The sequence below is a fragment of the Pseudomonas sp. AMR01 genome (assembly GCF_041946035.1).
Classification (GTDB): Bacteria; Pseudomonadota; Gammaproteobacteria; order Pseudomonadales; family Pseudomonadaceae; genus Aquipseudomonas; species Aquipseudomonas antarctica_B.
Window position 1 is genome coordinate 40,499 of record NZ_JAUTYR010000030.1, and the last position, 18,715, is coordinate 59,213.

Annotated in this window: 16 protein-coding genes; 6 read left to right on the forward strand and 10 right to left on the reverse strand. The window is 60.7% G+C overall.

All coding sequences use genetic code 11. From position 1 onward, the window contains the following. Positions 1–3 precede the first annotated feature (3 nt). The 4 genes from pheA to mtnA all read right to left on the reverse strand — a co-directional run bounded on the left by pheA (position 4) and on the right by mtnA (position 6,570). Positions 4–1,098 carry a prephenate dehydratase gene (gene pheA / locus Q7C20_RS21225; RefSeq protein WP_375069976.1) on the reverse strand — a complete coding sequence of 365 codons (1,095 nt, stop codon included), beginning with the start codon at positions 1,096–1,098 and terminating at the stop codon, positions 4–6. Next, positions 1,098–2,183 carry a 3-phosphoserine/phosphohydroxythreonine transaminase gene (gene serC, locus Q7C20_RS21230; protein ID WP_375069978.1) on the reverse strand — a complete coding sequence of 362 codons (1,086 nt, stop codon included), beginning with the start codon at positions 2,181–2,183 and terminating at the stop codon, positions 1,098–1,100. The genes pheA and serC overlap by 1 nt, the downstream gene beginning before the upstream one ends. A gap of 231 nt (positions 2,184–2,414) precedes the next feature. Further along, positions 2,415–5,069 (reverse strand): DNA gyrase subunit A, encoded by a 2,655-nt coding sequence (gyrA, locus tag Q7C20_RS21235; RefSeq protein ID WP_375069980.1) that lies wholly within the window; start codon positions 5,067–5,069, stop codon positions 2,415–2,417. Positions 5,070–5,493: 424 nt separating this feature from the next. After that, on the reverse strand, positions 5,494–6,570 hold the full coding sequence (gene mtnA, locus Q7C20_RS21240) for an S-methyl-5-thioribose-1-phosphate isomerase (protein WP_375069981.1): 1,077 nt from the start codon (positions 6,568–6,570) through the stop codon (positions 5,494–5,496). A gap of 110 nt (positions 6,571–6,680) precedes the next feature. Here mtnA and Q7C20_RS21245 point away from each other — a divergent pair, with 110 nt between their 5' ends. The 4 genes from Q7C20_RS21245 to Q7C20_RS21260 all read left to right on the forward strand — a co-directional run bounded on the left by Q7C20_RS21245 (position 6,681) and on the right by Q7C20_RS21260 (position 10,379). After that, the gene (locus tag Q7C20_RS21245) at positions 6,681–8,012 is read left to right on the forward strand and encodes a TRZ/ATZ family hydrolase (protein ID WP_375069983.1); all 1,332 of its coding nucleotides are present in this window, start codon (positions 6,681–6,683) and stop codon (positions 8,010–8,012) included. Positions 8,013–8,076: 64 nt separating this feature from the next. Then, positions 8,077–8,775 carry a bifunctional 2-polyprenyl-6-hydroxyphenol methylase/3-demethylubiquinol 3-O-methyltransferase UbiG gene (gene ubiG / locus Q7C20_RS21250; RefSeq protein ID WP_122305469.1) on the forward strand — a complete coding sequence of 233 codons (699 nt, stop codon included), beginning with the start codon at positions 8,077–8,079 and terminating at the stop codon, positions 8,773–8,775. Between the two features lie 4 nt (positions 8,776–8,779). Further along, on the forward strand, positions 8,780–9,451 hold the full coding sequence (gene mupP, locus Q7C20_RS21255; RefSeq protein WP_375069985.1) for an N-acetylmuramic acid 6-phosphate phosphatase MupP: 672 nt from the start codon (positions 8,780–8,782) through the stop codon (positions 9,449–9,451). A 187-nt stretch (positions 9,452–9,638) separates the two neighbouring features. Beyond that, a complete protein-coding gene (locus tag Q7C20_RS21260; protein WP_348062372.1) occupies positions 9,639–10,379 on the forward strand; it encodes a YciK family oxidoreductase in 741 nt (246 codons plus the stop codon). A 68-nt stretch (positions 10,380–10,447) separates the two neighbouring features. Here the strand turns inward: Q7C20_RS21260 and Q7C20_RS21265 are convergent, their stop codons facing one another. From Q7C20_RS21265 to Q7C20_RS21290, 6 genes are read right to left on the reverse strand one after another with little or no spacing between them, the layout of a single operon-like run. Continuing rightward, positions 10,448–11,962, reverse strand: a complete 1,515-nt coding sequence (locus Q7C20_RS21265; protein ID WP_375069987.1) for an ABC transporter substrate-binding protein — start codon at positions 11,960–11,962, stop codon at positions 10,448–10,450. Between the two features lies 1 nt (position 11,963). Next, positions 11,964–12,968 carry an ABC transporter ATP-binding protein gene (locus tag Q7C20_RS21270; RefSeq protein ID WP_375069989.1) on the reverse strand — a complete coding sequence of 335 codons (1,005 nt, stop codon included), beginning with the start codon at positions 12,966–12,968 and terminating at the stop codon, positions 11,964–11,966. Further along, positions 12,965–13,921, reverse strand: a complete 957-nt coding sequence (locus tag Q7C20_RS21275; RefSeq protein WP_375069990.1) for an ABC transporter ATP-binding protein — start codon at positions 13,919–13,921, stop codon at positions 12,965–12,967. Before Q7C20_RS21275 ends, Q7C20_RS21270 begins: the two co-directional genes overlap by 4 nt. After that, positions 13,918–14,775, reverse strand: a complete 858-nt coding sequence (locus Q7C20_RS21280; RefSeq protein WP_375069991.1) for an ABC transporter permease — start codon at positions 14,773–14,775, stop codon at positions 13,918–13,920. Before Q7C20_RS21280 ends, Q7C20_RS21275 begins: the two co-directional genes overlap by 4 nt. Beyond that, entirely contained in the window at positions 14,772–15,719 is a 948-nt protein-coding gene (locus Q7C20_RS21285) for an ABC transporter permease (protein ID WP_375069992.1), read from the reverse strand. Before Q7C20_RS21285 ends, Q7C20_RS21280 begins: the two co-directional genes overlap by 4 nt. A 3-nt stretch (positions 15,720–15,722) precedes the next feature. After that, positions 15,723–16,610, reverse strand: coding sequence for a proline iminopeptidase-family hydrolase (locus Q7C20_RS21290; RefSeq protein ID WP_375069994.1), 888 nt, complete (start codon positions 16,608–16,610; stop codon positions 15,723–15,725). 183 nt (positions 16,611–16,793) lie between these two features. On the opposite strand from Q7C20_RS21290, the gene Q7C20_RS21295 reads away from it, so the two are divergent. Together Q7C20_RS21295 and Q7C20_RS21300 are read left to right on the forward strand one after the other, a co-directional pair. Further along, positions 16,794–17,558, forward strand: a complete 765-nt coding sequence (locus Q7C20_RS21295) for a LuxR family transcriptional regulator (RefSeq protein WP_348062161.1) — start codon at positions 16,794–16,796, stop codon at positions 17,556–17,558. 91 nt (positions 17,559–17,649) lie between these two features. Further along, positions 17,650–18,585 (forward strand): proline iminopeptidase-family hydrolase, encoded by a 936-nt coding sequence (locus Q7C20_RS21300; protein WP_348062160.1) that lies wholly within the window; start codon positions 17,650–17,652, stop codon positions 18,583–18,585. Positions 18,586–18,715 lie beyond the last annotated feature (130 nt).

An 18,715-nucleotide genomic window follows, 5' to 3' on the forward strand; every position in this document is an offset into this window, starting at 1 on the left:
GCCTCACAAAACCGCTTTCGGGTAAGAGCCCAGCACTTTGAGTGCCACGGCTTCCTGACTGATTTGCTCCAGCACACCTTTAACCAGCGGGTCGCGGTGATGGCCGATGAAGTCGATAAAGAACACATAGGTCCATTTACCGCTGCGCGAAGGGCGCGTTTCGATGCGCGTCAGGTCTATCCCGTTATCGTGGAACGGCACCAGCAGCTCATGCAGCGCGCCGGGCTTGTTGCTCATGGAAACAATGATCGAGGTCTTGTCGTCGCCGGTAGGCGGCACTTCCTGGCTGCCGATCATCAAGAAACGTGTGGAGTTGTCCGGGCGGTCCTCGATTTTCTCGGCCAGGCGCGTCAGCCCGTAAAGGCCCGCAGCCATATCACCGGCAATCGCCGCCGAATTCCACTCACCCTTGACCCGCTTGGCGGCCTCGGCGTTGCTGGACACCGCCACGCGCTCCACGTTCGGGTAATGCGCGTCCAGCCACTTGCGGCACTGGGCCAGGGACTGGGCATGCGAGTAAATACGGCTGATGCTGTCGGTCTTGGTGCTCTCGCCCACCAGCAGGTGGTGGTGGATGCGCAGCTCTACTTCGCCACAGATCACCATGTCGTGTTCAAGGAAGCTGTCGAGCGTGTGGTTGACCGCGCCTTCGGTGGAGTTTTCCACCGGCACCACGCCGAAATTCACAGCACCGGCTGCCACTTCACGGAACACTTCATCGATCGCCGCCATTGGCTTGCTGATCACAGCGTGACCGAAATGTTTCATGGCCGCCGCTTGGGTGAATGTACCTTCCGGGCCGAGGTAAGCCACTTTCAGCGGCTTTTCCAGCGCCAGGCACGAGGACATGATTTCACGGAAAAGCCGCGCCATCTCCTCGTTACCCAGCGGGCCCCGGTTGCGCTCCATCACACGTTTGAGTACCTGGGCCTCACGCTCAGGCCGGTAAAAAACCGGCACTTCGCCTTCAGCCAGGGAGGCCATTTTCACCCGTGCCACTTCCTGGGCGCACCGCGCGCGCTCACTGATCAGTTCCTGGATCTTCTCGTCCAGGCTGTCGATGCGTACGCGCAGGGCCTTGAGTTCATGCTCAGACATTAGCCGTGTTCCTTTTCAAACTCTGCCATGTAGGAAACCAGCGCGTTGATCGCGTTGATGTCGACAGCGTTGTAGATGGAGGCGCGCATGCCACCGACCGAACGGTGGCCCTTGAGGTTCAGCAGACCGCGCTCGTCGGCACCGGCCAGGAACGGCTTGTCCAAACGGTCGTCCGCCAGGCAGAACGGCACGTTCATCCACGAGCGATCCGTCAGGTTGATCGGGTTGCTGTACAGGCCGCTGGCATCGATGAAGTCGTACAGGGTGCGCTTCTTCACTTCGTTGAGCTTGCCCATGGCAGCCACGCCGCCCTGCTCTTTCAGCCACTCGAAGACTAGGCCGGAGAGGTACCAGGCGAATGCGGGCGGGGTGTTGTACATCGAGCCATTATCGGCCGCGACCTTGTAGTTGAGCATGGTCGGGCACAGCGAACGGGCGCGACCGAGCAGGTCTTCACGGATGATGTTGACCAGAATGCCGCTCGGGCCAATGTTCTTCTGTGCGCCAGCGTAGATCATGCCGTATTTGGACACGTCGATTGGGCGCGAGAGGATGTCCGAGGACATGTCGCACACCAACGGAACGTCGCCCACTTGCGGCACCCAATCAAATTCCAGGCCGCCGATGGTTTCGTTCGCCACGTAGTGAACGTAAGCGGCATCCTTCGACAGCTTCCATTCGTTCTGACCGGGAATCGCGAAGTAATCGTAAGGCTTGGCGGTACCGGCGACGTTGACGTTGCCATAACGGGAGGCCTCTTCAATGGCCTTCTGCCCCCAGATACCGGTATCGATATAGTCAGCCGTGCCGTCTTCCGGCAGCAGGTTCAGCGGAATCTGGGCGAATTGCTGGCTCGCGCCACCTTGCAGGAACAGCACTTTGTAATTGGACGGAATGCCCAGCAAGTCGCGCAGGTCCTGCTCGGCCTTGTTGGCAATGGACACGAACTCATCGCTGCGATGGCTCATTTCCATCACGGAGAGGCCTTTTCCATGCCAGTCGAGGAGTTCACCCTGCGCACGCTGCAGGACTGCTTCAGGAAGCGCCGCGGGACCGGCACAGAAGTTATAGGCTCTCTTGCTCACATCCAATCTCACTCTGATCTGGTGGTAGTCACGCAAATATATCAGCCGACCCCAGATCCAATGTGGGAGCGGGCTTGCTCGCGAAAGCGGTCCAACAGGCGCCATCTGTGGTGAATGTCAGTCCGCCTTCGCGAGCAAGCCCGCTCCCACAAGAGATCTCCATGGGTGTCAATATTTCCATCCGGACAAACAACAAGGGGGCGAATCTTCATCCGCCCCCTGTGTGTCCGCTTATTCCTGCGGTTCTTCTTCGTCTGCGGCAGCATCGAGGGTTGGCTCGTCGACGTTGTCATCGCCCGTTGCGATCACCTCGCCTTCAAATTCCTCACCTTCCAGCTCCTCGCCTTCAACTTCCGACGGTTCCTGAACACGTTCGAGGCCGACCAGTTTTTCGTCCTTGGCCAGCTTGATCAAGGTCACGCCTTGAGTGTTACGGCCCAGGCTCGACACTTCAGCCACGCGGGTACGTACCAGGGTGCCCTGGTCGGAAATCAGCATGATCTCCTCGCCATCGAGCACCTGCACCGCGCCGACCAGACGGCCGTTGCGATCGTTGCTGACCATGGCAATAACGCCCTGGCCGCCACGCTTGTACTCCGGGAACTCGGTGATCGAGGTACGTTTGCCGTAGCCACGGGCGGAAGCGGTAAGGATCTGGCTGCCTTCTTCCGGGATCAGCATCGAAATCAGCTTCTGGCCTTCTGGCAGACGCATGCCGCGCACACCGCGAGCGGTACGGCCCATGGCACGCACGTCGGATTCCTTGAAGCGCGTTACTTTGCCGCCGTCGGAGAACAGCATGACTTCACGCTCGCCATCGGTGATGGCAGCGCTGATCAGTACGTCGCCTTCGTCCAGCTCCAGGGCGATCAGGCCCACGCTGCGTTGACGGCTGAAGGATTCCAGCGGGGTCTTCTTCACGGTGCCTTTGGCGGTTGCCATGAAGATAAAGTGACCTTCGGTGTACTCGTCGACCGGCAGCATGGTGGTGATGTATTCATCACTGTCCAGCGGCAGCAGGTTGACCAGTGGGCGACCACGGGCAGCGCGGGAGGCTTCCGGAATTTCGTAGGTTTTCAGCCAGTACACTTTGCCTTTGCTGGAGAACAGCAGCAGCGTGGTGTGGCTGTTGGCGACCAGCAGGTGAGCGATGTAGTCCTCATCCTTGACGCCAGTAGCCGATTTACCTTTACCGCCACGACGCTGGGCCTGGTACGCAGCCAATGGCTGGGTCTTGGCGTAGCCGCCGTGGGAGATGGTCACCACACGTTCTTCTTCCGGGATCATGTCGCCCAGGGTCAGGTCGAGGCGCGCATCCAGAATTTCAGTGCGGCGCACGTCGCCGTATTCGGCGCGGATCACTTCCAGTTCTTCGCGGATCACTTCCATCAGACGCACAGCGCTATTGAGGATGCGGATCAGCTCGCCGATCTGGTTGAGAATCTCCTGGTACTCGGCCAGCAGTTTCTCGTGCTCCAGACCGGTCAGGCGGTGCAGGCGCAGTTCCAGGATGGCCTGGGCCTGTTCCGGCGACAGGAAGTATTTGCCATCGCGCAGACCGTATTGCGGGTCCAGGGTCTCCGGGCGGCAGGAATCGGCGCCGGCACGTTCAACCATCGCCACCACGGCGCTGGATTCCCATGGCATCTTGATCAGTGCTTCTTTCGCTTCCGACGGGGTCGGCGAGGCTTTGATCAGGGCGATAACCGGGTCGATGTTCGACAGTGCAACGGCCTGACCTTCCAGGATGTGGCCGCGTTCGCGGGCCTTGCGCAGTTCGAACACGGTACGGCGGGTCACCACTTCGCGGCGGTGACGCACGAAGGCTTCCAGCAGATCCTTGAGGTTCAGGATGCGCGGGCGGCCGTCGATCAGTGCCACAACGTTGATACCAAATACGCTTTGCAGCTGAGTCTGGGCGTAGAGGTTGTTGAGGATCACCTCAGGCACTTCGCCACGGCGCAGCTCGATCACCACGCGCATACCGTCTTTGTCAGACTCGTCGCGCAGCTCGGTGATGCCTTCCAGCTTCTTCTCTTTAACCAGCTCGGCGATCTTTTCGATCAGACGCGCCTTGTTCAGCTGGTAAGGGAGTTCGGTGATGACGATCTGCTGACGGCCACCGACCTTGTCGATGTCTTCGATCATCGAGCGGGCGCGCATGTAAATGCGGCCGCGACCGGTACGGTAGGCTTCGATGATGCCGGCGCGACCGTTGATGATCGCGGCGGTCGGGAAGTCCGGGCCGGGGATGTATTGCATCAGCTCATCGATGGTCAACTCAGGGTTGTCGATGAGGGCCAGGCAACCGTCGATGACTTCACCGAGGTTGTGTGGCGGGATGTTGGTGGCCATGCCCACGGCGATACCGCTGGAGCCGTTGACCAGCAGGTTGGGAATACGGGTTGGCATGACCGCAGGGATCATTTCGGTGCCGTCGTAGTTCGGCACCCAGTCCACGGTTTCTTTGTGCAGGTCAGCCAGCAGCTCGTGCGCCAGCTTGGTCATGCGCACTTCGGTGTATCGCATGGCCGCAGCGTTGTCGCCGTCGACCGAACCGAAGTTGCCCTGGCCGTCTACCAGCAGGTAGCGCAGGGAAAACGGCTGGGCCATCCGAACGATGGTGTCGTACACCGCAGTGTCGCCGTGAGGGTGATACTTACCGATCACGTCACCGACAACACGGGCAGATTTCTTGTACGGCTTGTTCCAGTCGTTACCCAGCTCGCTCATCGCGAACAGCACACGCCGGTGCACGGGCTTCAAGCCATCGCGCGCATCAGGCAGTGCCCGACCGACAATTACGCTCATCGCGTAGTCGAGGTAGGACTGTTTCAGCTCGTCTTCGATATTGACCGGGAGGATTTCTTTGGCCAGTTCGCCCATGAGAAGCCTGATTCCTTTTTCGGGTGAAACCTCGTCACATCCATATGGGACGAACGAAGCTCGCCGCTGCCGGCAGAGTGCCTGACAACGACTTACGACAAATCAACGAGTTATGACACGGATCTGCACGTTACAGGCCACCCCTCGGGGCAACCCTGGAAACCGCCGGATGTTATCACAATCGCCGCCACGCACCTATCCCCCTGATGCGCATGGAGGCTAGTAATTTGACGGATGACAGGCTTGAGGGGGACGAGAGGGGCTCAGAGGTGGGTTGGTGCTATTTTTGGAGGGCAGATCCGATGGATTTGTTGACATTTGAGGCCAATCGGGAGCAAGCCCCCTCCCACACTTGAATTGCGAACACATTCAAAATGTGGGAGGGGGCTTGCTCCCGATGGCAATTTCACAAATACCCCAGCACTCAATGCAAGCGCTTACGGCACATCAACTTGGCCAATTTAGCCGTATCCGGCCGCTCCACAATGCCCCGCTCGGTGACGATCACATCAATCAAGTCAGCCGGGGTCACATCAAATACCGGGTTGTACGCGCTTACATCAGCAGCAAATCGCTGGCCTGCAACTTCCAGCAACTCACCCGCATCGCGCTCTTCCAGCGCGACGTCATCGCCTGTGGCCATCATCAAGTCCAGGGTCGAACTCGGCGCCACCACCATAAAGCGCACGCCATGGTGCATGGCGCACACAGCCAGCTGATAGGTGCCAATTTTACCGATCACATCACCGTTGGCCGCAATGCAGTCGGCCCCGACGATTACCCACGTCACCCCTTTGGTCTTGAGGACATGCGCGCCAGCCGAGTCGGCATTTACCGTCACCGGAATGCCCTCGCCCGCCAGCTCCCACGCCGTCAGCCGCGAACCTTGCAGCCACGGCCGCGTTTCGTTGGCGTATACCTGCTCGACCATGCCTTCAAGAAACGCCGCGCGAATCACGCCAAGGGCCGTGCCCACGCCGCCCGTCGCCAGCGCGCCCGCATTGCCGTGGGTCAGGATCGCCTGGGCATTGCCCTGGTGCTTGCGGATCAACTCGACGCCCAACTGCGCCATCGTCAGGTTGGCCTCCCGATCACTCTCATGGATCGCAATCGCCTCGGCTTCCAGCACGGCCAACGGGTCGGCGTGCTTCTTAACGCGGTCCAGACGATCGCGCATACGCTTCAGCGCCCAGAACAGATTCGACGCGGTGGGGCGGGAATCAGCCAGCAATGCGTAGTCTTCTTCCCACGCCGCCTGCCAGTCACCGCCCTCGGCGATGCGCTCGCGGGCGGCAAGCACCAGGCCATAAGCTGCGCTGATGCCAATAGCCGGTGCGCCGCGCACCACCATCGCGCGAATCGCGGCTGCTACCTCCTCCACCGTGGAGCAGGCCACCCAGCTTTCCCGGGACGGCAAGGCACGCTGATCGAGCAGGTGCAGCGCGCCATCCCGCCAATCGATGGCCTTCACTTTCTCTGCAGCCAACAGTCGGTCGCGCATCCCTAACCCCGCACTCATGAACAAAAGCCGCCGATTATAGCGATCCGCCAGCGGGGACGCTCGGGTATACTTCGCCCTTCTTTTTATAGCTGCCCGGGAAGAAGCCTGCGATGACCTCCACTGCCGCCCCGCTCGACGTGTTGCTGCTGCCCACCTGGCTGGTACCTGTCGAACCTGCCGGTGTGGTGCTCAAGGAGCACGGCCTGGGCATTCGTGATGGGCGCATCGCCTTCATCGGCCCACGGGCTGCGGCCCTCAAGCTGGCGGCGACCGAGGTGCGCGAACTGCCGGGCATGCTGCTCAGCCCTGGCCTGATCAACGCCCATGGCCACGCGGCGATGAGCCTGTTTCGCGGCCTGGCCGATGATTTGCCGCTGATGACCTGGCTGGAAAAACACATCTGGCCCGCCGAGGCCAAATGGGTCGATGAAGCCTTCGTGCGCGACGGCACTGACCTGGCGATCGCCGAGCAGTTGAAAGGCGGCATCACCTGCTTCTCTGACATGTACTTCTACCCCAAGGTCGCCAGCGACTGCGTGCACAACAGCGGCATGCGCGCGCAAATCGCAATTCCGATCCTCGACTTCCCGATCCCCGGCGCCAGCACGCCGGACGAGGCGATCCGCCAGGGCGTCGAGCTGTTCGGCGACCTCAAGCACCACCCGCGCATCAAGATCACCTTCGGCCCCCACGCGCCCTACACCGTGTGCGATGAAAACCTGGAGAAGATCCGCGTGATCGCCGAAGAACTGGACGCGTCCATCCATATGCACGTGCACGAAACCGCCTTTGAAGTGCAGCAAGCCGTCGAACAGACCGGTGAGCGCCCATTGGCGCGCCTGGGTCGACTCGGGCTGCTGGGCCCGCGCTTCCAGGCCGTTCATATGACCCAAATCAGCGAGGATGACCTGGCTTTGCTGGTAGAAAGCAACACCAGCATCATTCATTGCCCGGAATCGAACCTGAAACTGGCCAGCGGCTTTTGCCCGGTGGAGCGTCTGTGGCAGGCTGGAGTCAATGTGGCCATCGGCACCGACGGCGCCGCCAGCAACAATGACCTCGACCTGCTGGGCGAAACCCGCACCGCCGCGATGCTGGCCAAGGCCGTCGCCGGTTCGGCCACCGCTCTGGACGCCCACCGCGCCCTGCGCATGGCTACGCTCAATGGTGCGCGCGCCATGGGCCTGGAAAGCGAGATTGGCTCGCTGGAGGTTGGCAAGGCCGCCGACATCGTCGCCTTTGATTTGTCGGGGCTGGCGCAACAACCGATCTACGATCCGGTCTCACAGCTTATATACGCCACTGGACGCGATTGCGTGAAACACCTTTGGGTCGCCGGCAAGCAGTTGCTCGACGACCGGCAATTGACCCGCATGGATGAGCAACAGTTGACCGCCACGGCCATTGCCTGGGGCCAACGCATCAGCGGGCACAGCGACTAACGACGGCGTTGAACGGGCACGTTCAGGGCTGACACACCGAGTTATCAGATTTAGAGGATTCACCATGAGCAACGTCGACCACGCCGAAATCGCCAAATTCGAAGCCCTGGCTCACCGCTGGTGGGACCGTGAAAGCGAGTTCAAACCGCTGCACGACATCAACCCGCTGCGGGTCAACTGGATTGACGAACGCGTCAACCTGGCTGGCAAGAAGGTGCTGGACGTCGGTTGCGGCGGCGGCATCCTCAGCGAAGCCATGGCCCAGCGCGGCGCCACCGTGATGGGTATCGACATGGGCGAAGCGCCGCTGGCCGTGGCGCAATTGCATCAGCTGGAATCCGGTGTGAGCGTGGAATACCGCCAGATCACTGCCGAAGACCTGGCTGAAGAGATGCCCGAGCAGTTCGACGTGGTCACCTGCCTTGAGATGCTTGAACACGTGCCGGATCCGTCCTCGGTGATCCGCGCCTGCTTCCGTATGGTCAAGCCCGGCGGCCAGGTGTTCTTCTCCACCATCAACCGCAACCCGAAGGCTTACCTGTTCGCCATCATCGGCGCCGAATACATCATGAAGTTGCTGCCGCGCGGCACCCACGACTTCAAGAAATTCATCCGCCCAAGCGAACTGGGCGCCTGGAGCCGTCAGGCTGGCTTGACCGTGAAAGACATCATCGGCCTGACCTACAACCCGCTGACCAAGCACTACAAGCTGGCCAGCGACGTTGACGTCAACTACATGATCCAAACCCTGCGCGAGGAGTAAGCCTGTGAAGTTGCGAGCAGTTCTCTTCGATATGGACGGCACCCTGCTGGACACCGCGCCGGACTTTATCGCCATCTGCCAGGCCATGCGTGCCGACCGTGGCCTGGAACCGATCAACCCGCAGCACATCCGTGATGAAATCTCCGGCGGTGCGCGGGCAATGGTGGCCGTGACCTTCTCGATGGACCCTGAATCCCCAGGCTTTGAAGACCTGCGTCAGGAATTCCTCGAGCGCTACCTCAAGGGCTGCGCGATTCACAGCAAACTGTTCGACGGCATGGCGCAATTGCTGGCGGACATCGAGAAATCCAACCTGGTATGGGGCGTGGTCACCAACAAGCCGCTGCGCTTTGCCGAGCCGATCATGCAGCAGCTGGGCTTGGCCGAGCGCTCGGCGCTGCTGATCTGCCCGGACCATGTGAAGAACAGCAAGCCGGACCCGGAGCCGTTGATACTGGCGTGCAAGATGCTCAACCTCGACCCGGCCAGCGTGCTGTTCGTGGGCGACGACCTGCGCGACATCGAGTCCGGCCGCGACGCCGGCACTCGCACCGCTGCGGTCACGTTCGGCTACATTCACCCGGACGATAACCCGCGCAACTGGGGCGCCGATGTGGTGGTGGACCATCCGCTGGAATTGCGCAAGGTGCTGGATAGCGCGCTGTGCAGTTGCTGATTATTCACCAGACTTACTGACCAATTAAGATCCAAATGTGGGAGGGGGCTTGCTCCCGATTGCAGTGCGCCATTCAACATATCATTGACTGAACCACCGCCATCGGGAGCAAGCCCCCTCCCACAGGGGATCTCCACTGCTCTCAAGCTTGGTGCTGGCAACCCGCTGAATTCTGTCGAGGCTATTTATGTTTGATTACTCCGCACGTCCAGAACTGCTCAAAGACCGGGTCATCCTGGTGACCGGCGCCGGTCGCGGGATTGGCGCGGCGGCGGCGAAAACCTATGCCGCCCATGGCGCTACCGTGCTGTTGCTGGGCAAGACCGAAGCCAACCTGGCTCAGGTGTACGACGAAATCGAAGCCGCCGGCCACCCACAACCGGTGGTGATTCCGTTCAACCTGGAGACCGCCCTGCCCCATCAATATGATGAGCTGGCAGCGATGATCGAAAAAGAATTCGGCCACCTCGACGGCCTGCTGCACAACGCCTCGATCATCGGCCCGCGTACGCCGATCGAGCAGTTGTCCGGCGAGAATTTCATGCGCGTGATGCACGTCAACGTCAACGCGATGTTCATGCTCACCAGCACTCTGCTGCCACTGCTGAAGCTGTCCCAGGATGCGTCGGTGGTGTTCACTTCCAGCAGCGTCGGGCGCAAGGGGCGGGCGTATTGGGGCGCTTATGGGGTGTCGAAGTTTGCGACGGAAGGGTTGATGCAAACCCTGGCGGATGAGCTGGAAGATGTGGCGTCGGTACGCTCCAACAGCATCAACCCAGGCGGCACGCGCACCAGCATGCGGGCGCAGGCGTATCCGGGGGAAAACCCGATGGAAAGGCCCGCGCCGGAAGAGATCATGCCCGTGTACCTGTACCTGATGGGGCCGGACAGTGCCGGCATCAACGGCCAGGCATTCGACGCGCAGTAACCCCTGACACACAACAAGCCCACTGTGTGAGCTCGCCACGGGTCTTGTGCCACGCCGGGTTTACAGGCTTAATTTTTCACCACTTCTTCCAGGGTAAAACGCCCCAGCGGGTTTTGCAGGAAGTTACTCACATTCTTGCGCGAGATGTTGATGTACGGGCTGTAGTACAGATCAATCCAGTTCACGTCCTGTTTCGCCAGTTTCTGCAATTCAACATACATCTGCTCACGCTTGGCCGGGTCAGCCTCGATCCGTGCGGCGGCCACCAGTTCCTTGACCTTGTCGTTCTTGTAACGGGTCATGTAGTTCTGGTTGGTGTCGTGGCCCAGCACGAAGGTGGTTTTCTGGTCCGGATCGAGAATATCGTTGGTCCAGTACATCACCGACATATCGTATTCACCGTCCACCAGCATCTGCCAGCTCTGGGTCGGGTCGACCTTTTGCAGGTTGGCAGTCACGCCGACCTTGGCCAGTTGATCCTTGATGATCACCGCAATCTGCTCGTCGGCTTCGTTGCCGGCGTTGACCACGTAATTGAGCTTCAAGTCCTTGGCGCCAGCCTCTTCCAGCAGCTTCTTCGCGGCGGTCGGGTCATACGGGCGTTGCAGGTTGTTAGCGTAGTGGTACAGCGAGCCCTTCGGAATGTAGGAATAAGCCACGGTGCCTTGACCGTAAGTGGCGGTCTTGACCAGCGATTGTTTGTCGATGGCCATATCCAGCGCTTCGCGCACTTCTTTCTTGGCGAGCAGGCCGTGGGCGTGGTTGATCAGCAGGTGATCTTCGCGGGTCGACGGGTCGGAGTGGATCACCACGTTCTTGTCTTTCTTCAGTTCTTCAACCCGAGAAAACGGCACGAAAATCGCGGTGTCGAGTTCGTTGTTCTGCACCATGCGCATGCGCGTGTTGTCGTCAGTCACCGAGACCCACTCCACGCCGTCCAGGCTGACGTTTTTGGCCTGCCAGAAGTTCGGGTTCTTCTTGAGGATAACGCGATCACCCTTGCGCCATTCCTCAACGGTAAACGCGCCGGACGTCACCGGGTTTTCCGAGTAGGCGTCTTCGCCCATTTTGGTCATGGCTTTTTCCGACAGGATAGACACTGTCGGCGACGCCAATTGCGAGAGGAAGGCTACCGCCGGGGTTTTCAGGGTGACCACCAGGGTTTGCGGGTCAGCCGCCTTGGCGGTATCGATCAAGCTGAACGGGTCACTCCACAGCGAGGCCTTGTTGTCACGAATACGCAACAGGCTGAACGCCGCATCCTCAGCGGTGATCGCCGAGCCGTCAGAAAACTTCGCGTCACGCAGCTTGAAGGTGTAGGTCAGGCCATCCTTGGAAATATCCCAGCTTTGCGCCAGGCCCGGTTCCATCTTGGTGCCCAGGTTATCCACGCGCACCAGGGTGTCGTAGACGTTGGCGAACACCCAGGTGTCGCGGTTCTGCGCGCTTTTGATCGGGTCGAACGTAGTGCTGTCTTCACGGCAGCCGATGGTCAGGACACCGGCGGCCTGGGCCAAACCTGCGGTCAGCGACCACGCGGTGAGCGTGGCGGCGGCAAGTAACTTCAAGTGGCGCGATTGCATGTCATAACTCCTTGTTAATGAATGGCAGAAGTGGGTTAAGCAGGGGTTCTTCAAGCACGCAACTGTACCGATGCTCGTGCAGAAAATGGGTAGGCGGCAACACCAAGGAACACATCGGCCGCGCATGCCGACAACGCGGGTGAAAGGCGCAGCCAGCAGGCAAATTCAGCGGGCTTGGTGGCTCACCGGGCAAGGGCTCTGCAGGCAAAGGCCGGTGCGGATCAATCTCCGGAATCGCTTCGATCAACGCCGCCGTATACGGATGACGCGGCGAGGTAAACACCGCCTCTACCGGGCCTTCTTCGACGATCTTGCCCAGGTACATCACCGCCACGCGGTCACACAGGCGGCGCACGATGGCCAGGTCATGGGCGATAAACAGAATCGCCAGGTTCATGCGCTGTTGCAGCTCCAGCAGCAGGTTGATGATCTGGCCCTGAATCGACACATCCAGCGCCGCCACGCATTCATCGGCGATGATCAAACGCGGCTCCACCGCCAGCGCCCGGGCGATGCCGACGCGCTGGCACTGGCCGCCGCTGAGGGAGCCGGGTTTGCGAGTGGCCAATTCGGGGCGCAGGCCCACCAGGTCGAGCAGTTCGTTCACCCGCGCCGGGATTTGCTCCGCGCTGACCTTGCGCTGCACCCGCAGCACTTCGGCGAGGGTTTCGCCGATGGTATGGCGTGGGTTCAGCGCGGCGTACGGGTCCTGAAAAATCATCGCGGTTTCGTGACGCAGTCGCGCGATGTCGATGGGGCTGGCGTGGGCCATGTCGATGCCGTCGAACAGCACCTGCCCGGCGCTGATGGGGTTGAGGTGCAGAACCGCCCGGCCCAGGGTGCTTTTACCGCTGCCGGACTCGCCGACCAGTCCGAGGGTTTCGCCTGCGGCCAGGTTCAGCGACACACCGTTCACCGCCCTCACCCACTGTTTGTTCAGGCCGAAAAAACCTGTGCCAGCGGCAGCAAAGCGCACCTCCAGATCCTTGATTTGCAACAGGCTCATGGCTGCGCTCCCAACGGATAGTGACAGGCCACGCGCGCGCCTTCGGGCAGCACCTGCGTACACAGCGCACCAACCTGGGGGCAGCGCGGATTGAAGCGGCAACCGGTGGGCAACGCATCCAGTAATGGCGGCTGGCCGGGGATAGTGCGCAGCAAGGCGTGACCGCTGCTGCGGGCGGGCTGGCAATCGATCAGGCCGGCGGTGTAGGGGTGTTGCGGATGAGCGAGCAAGTCGTACTTGCTGCCGTACTCGCACAGGCGACCGGCGTACATCACCGCGATGGAATCACAGGTTTGCGCCACCACGCCGAGGTCGTGGGTGATCATGATGATCGACAGGCCGCGCGTGTCGCGCAAATCCAGCAACAGGCGCAGGATTTGCGCCTGCACCGTCACGTCCAGCGCGGTGGTCGGTTCATCGGCGATCAATACGTTCGGGTTGCAGCCCAACGCCACAGCGATCATCGCGCGCTGACGCATGCCGCCGGAAAACTCATGGGGGTAGTTGTCGACCCGCGCCTGCGGGTCGGGAATGCCGACCTGACGCAGCACATCAATGGCTTGCAGGCGCGCGTCTTTTTTCGACGCACCTTGATGCAAACGAATGCCTTCGGCGATCTGGTCACCAATGCGCATCAAGGGGTCGAGGTGGCTGCTGGGGTTCTGGAAAATCATGCCCAGTTGCCCGCCACGCACCGCGCGCATACCGGCCTCATCCAACGGCAGCAAGTCTTTACCGGCCAGACGCACCGAACCGCCCTGCACCCGCAGATGCTGCGAAGGCAACAACCGCATCAACCCGCGACACGCCAGGGTCTTGCCCGAACCGCTCTCGCCGACCAGGCCAAGAATTTCACCTTCGGCAAGGTCGAAGGACACGCGGTCAACCAGGGTGACATCGCGCCCGGTGTTATTGGCGATCACGCTGAGGTCGCGCACTTGCAGCAGGCTCATACGCGATCCCCCAGCACTTGCGCGACACCATCGGCGAGCAGGCTGAAACCCATGGCCAGGGTCACAATGGCCAGGCCCGGAAAGGTGCAGATCCACCACGCGGTGGTGATGAACGCTTGCCCTTCGGCGACCATCGTCCCCCACTCGGCCGTCGGCGGTTGCACGCCCAGGCCGAGGTAGCTCACGGCGGCGCCATTGAGCAGCACCAGCACCGCGTCAGACATGGAAAACACAATCGAGCCAAACATCGCATTCGGTAACAAATGCCGGAACAGAATGCGCCCATGGCCGAAGCCCAGGCTCTTGGCGGCCAGGGCAAATTCGCTCTCCTTGAGCACCAGGATCTGCGAGCGGATCAGCCGCGCATACGAGACCCAGCCCACCAGCGCCATAGCGATATAAAAACTCTTCAAGCCCGGCCCGAGGATGGCCATGATCGCCAGCATCAGCACCAGAAACGGAAAGGCCAGGATCACGTCGATCACGCGCATGCAGAAGCTGTCGAAACGCCCGCCGATGTAGCCGGACACGGCGCCAACGAAGGTGCCGATCATGAACGGAAAAATCACGCCAATCACGGCCAATTGCAGGTCAATCCGCGCGCCCCAGATCACCCTTGAAAGAATATCCCGGCCGTAGTTATCGGTGCCGAATGGATGGGCGAGACTGGGCGCCAATAAATTGAAATCGGTGTTCTGCGCAATGGGGTCGTAGGGCGCGACCCACGGCGCGAACAGCGCCAGAGCGAACCACGCGAAGAGGATCAAAACGCCCCACGCTGCCGTCAGTCGACCGTTGCGAAAACCAAACCGCAGGCGCAAACGCCAGGGTGCACTCAATCGGCGCGTGCTCATTGCATTTTCACTCGCGGGTCCAGGGCGACCGTTGCCACGTCAGCCAGGAAGTTCACCACCACGGTCGCGCAGGCCAGCACCATCGCTACGCCTTGAACCACCATGTAGTCGCGCGTGAAGATCCCGCGCACCAGCAACTGGCCGATGCCGGGAATGGCGAACAGGCTTTCGATCACCACCGTGCCGCTAATCAGCCAGCCGATATTCACCGCCAGCAGGTTGACCGCCGGCACCAGGGAATTGGGCAATACATGACGGCGGAATACAGCCGCTTGCGACAACCCACGCGCGCGCGCGGCGGTGACGTGATCGGCCTGCAACTCCATCAACATGCTCGCGCGCAAATTGCGCACCAGCACCGCCGACAGCGCGAGCGCGATAGTCAGGCATGGCAACACCATATGGTGAGCCTTGTCCACCAACGTGCGCCCGTAGCCGGACACCGGGAACAAGCCCCACTGCACACTCAGCAACAGAATCAGCATCAAGCCCAGCCAAAATGCTGGCATGCCCAGGCCGACCGTGGTGAACACGCGGATCAAATTGTCCGCCCAGCCGCCTTTATTGCGCGCCGCCACCGTGGCCAGCGGCACCGCGATCAACAGCGCCAGCACCACACTGCCGAGCACCAATACCAGGGTCGGCTCGATACGGGTGACGATGAGTTTCAAGGCGTCGACTTTATAAAGCAGTGATTGGCCGAGATCGCCCTTGAGCAGGTTCTTGAGGAAGTAGAAATATTGCAGCCACAGAGGCTGGTCGAGGCCGTACTGGGCGCGGATTTTCAGCAAGGCGTCCGGCGTGCTGCGCGACCCCAACAGCGCACGCGCCGGGTCGCCGGGAATAGAGCGCACCAGCACAAAGGTGATCAGGCTAATGCCAAACAGCACCGGCAGCAATTGCAGCGGCCGGGACAGCACAAAACGATAACGCGCCAGGTTCATCCGTCAGCCCCGGTTACGCGCGAGGAAGTCCAGCAGCACCGGGAAGTACGCTTGGGGCTCCTCATAAAATGGCATGTGGCTGCTGTTGGGAAACACGTGCAGTTCGGCGTGTTTGGCCGCCAGTTTCATGCGCTGGGCGCAGGCCGGCGTGAGTTCGTCGTGCTGCCCGGTGGTGATCAGCATCGGCATCTTGAACGCGGCCATCTCCTTGAGGCGGTTCCAGTCCTTGAGGTTGCCGATGTAGAGGAATTCGTTGGGGCCTTGCATGGTCTCGTAAGGGCCCATGTTCCAGTCATCGAGAGAACGTTTGACCGGCGCGGGCCACTCGTCCAGGCGGCAGACGTGACGATAGTTGAGCAAGGTAATGGCGGCCTGGTACTGCGGGTGATCGAGCGTGCCCATGGCTTCGTGGCGCTGCATCATCGCCACGGTTTCGCTGCCGAGGGCGCCGCGCAGGCGTTCGAGTTCTTGAGAAAGGTGCGGAATGTCGCCGACGGTGTTTTCCAGGATCAGGCTTTTCAGCGCGTCGGGGTAATGGATGGCGTACTCGATGCCGAGCCAGCCGCCCCAGGAATGCCCCAGCAAATGCACGCGGCCCAGGCCCAGGGCTTGGCGCACGGTTTCGACTTCTTCGACATAACGGCCGATTTCCCACAGCGAAACGTCGGTCGGTCTGGCTGATGCGCCGGTGCCAAGCTGGTCGAATGCAACCACTCGCAGGTTATGGTTCTTGAGCCAGCCATGGGCGTCGCGCAAGTAGTCACACGGCAGGCCCGGCCCGCCGTTGAGACACAGCAGCACCTCATCGCCCTCGCCAAAGCTGTAGACCACGAGGTTATGGCCGTCGACTGTCACGTTGTATTGCTGGTCGGGGGCAATTTCACGCCACATGCATACATTCCTTGTGTTGTATCGGCCTGGCAGGTAGCGGCCGTTTATCAGGCCAACACTACCGAGGATGCCGTGCGTCCATAACCTAGTATTTCTTATAGGTTTGGCCTGGCAGTCCTTCGCCGGGGCGTGGCATTCTACTTGCCGCAAGTCGAGATTCAAATGAATTCGGGAGCAGAACGGATGCTGGCCAAGCTAACTGCCTTCAACAGCCGTCTCATGCCGGGCAGGAGCCTGGATGAGCAGATGGACAATACATTTATCCTCGCCCAGCAGTTGGGCTTCGATGCGCTGGTGTACGACTACACCCCGGTGCCGATCGACCATGACGGCGCCCTTATCACGCCTTCCGTGCTGGAACTGCGTAATACCCCCACCGACTGGCACGCCTTATGGTGCAGCGAAGGGTTTTACCAGATCGATCCGGTGCAGCACCTGGCCCTGAGCACGGTGTCGCCGTTCGTATGGTCCTACGATGCAAAGGCCGAGACCGCGCTGCAAAAGATCATCGACCCGTGCCACGCGCCGGTGTCCTCTTATCTGCATGAGCGCCAATTAACCTGCGGCGTCAGCGTGCCCATCCACCTGCCGCGCGGTGGTTTCGCCTCCCTGACCGGCCTGCGCACCGGCAAGGCACAAACAGTGTTGAAGGATGCGCAGCAAACCCTCGCCGATTTCAGCCTGATTACCCACGCGTTGCAGGAAGCGGCCTACCCGTTGTTCAGCAAAGAGCTACGCACTTACCCGCATATTCATCTGACCAAGCGCGAGCGCGAATGCCTGAAATGGGCCGCCGACGGCCTGACCGCCGCCGACATCGCCACGCAATTGAGCCGTTCCCTGGCAGTAGTCACCCTGCACCTGGCCTCAGCGATGCACAAACTGGGCGCCAAAAACCGTGTTCAGGCGGTGGTACGCGCCACCCATTACCGCCTGCTGGAAGATTGACTGTCGGTAAAACCTAGCTGTTTTGCTAGTTACCTAAATTTCACCCGCCGATTATCGTGTCCCTGATCCTTTTTTCAGAGCAGGGCACGAAATGGAATTCATCGAAAAGATCCGCGAAGGCTATGCGGCCTTTGGCGCCTACCAGACCTGGTACCGCGTCACCGGCGACCTGGCCAGTGGCCGTACACCGTTGGTGATCATCCACGGCGGCCCGGGTTGCACCCATGACTACGTCGACGCCTTCAAGGACGTCGCCGCCAGCGGCCATGCGGTGATTCACTACGACCAACTGGGCAACGGCCGCTCCACGCACCTGCCGGAAAAAGCCCCGTCCTTCTGGACCGTCGGCCTGTTCCTTGAAGAATTGAACAACCTGCTGGACCACCTGCACATCAGTGATAACTACGCGATCCTCGGGCAATCCTGGGGCGGCATGCTCGGCAGCGAGCACGCCATTCTGCAACCCAAGGGCCTGCGCGCGTTTATCCCGGCCAACTCCCCAACGTGCATGCGCACGTGGGTCAGCGAGGCCAACCGCCTGCGCAAATTGTTGCCTGAAGGTGTGCATGAAACGCTGCTCAAATACGAAGAGACGGGTGACTACCAAAACCCTGAATACCTGGCCGCGTCGCGGATTTTTTATGACCAGCACGTGTGCCGCGTCAACCCGTGGCCGGAAGAAGTGGCACGCACCTTTGCCGCCGTGGACGCAGACCCGACGGTGTACCACGCCATGAGCGGGCCGACCGAGTTTCACGTGATCGGCAGCTTGAAAGACTGGAACGTGATTGGCCGCTTATCGGCAGTCAACGTGCCGACGCTGGTGATTTCCGGGCGCCATGACGAGGCCACGCCGTTGGTGGTGAAGCCGTTTCTGGATGAGATTGCTGACGTACGCTGGGCGTTGTTTGAAGACTCCAGCCACATGCCTCACGTGGAAGAGCGCCAGGCGTGCATGGGGACCGTGGTGAAGTTTTTGGATGAAGTGTGTTCGGTGGGGCGAGCGCAAGAGCGTAAGGCTGGGTGAGTGGTGTTGTGGGGGTTTTTGGGTACATATCCGTTGGTGCGGTAACGGCTGAAATTGGTTCCGCTCTTACAGCGGGTCACTTTTGGCAAACGCCCCAAAAGTAACCAAAAGGTCTGTGCCCCACCACTCG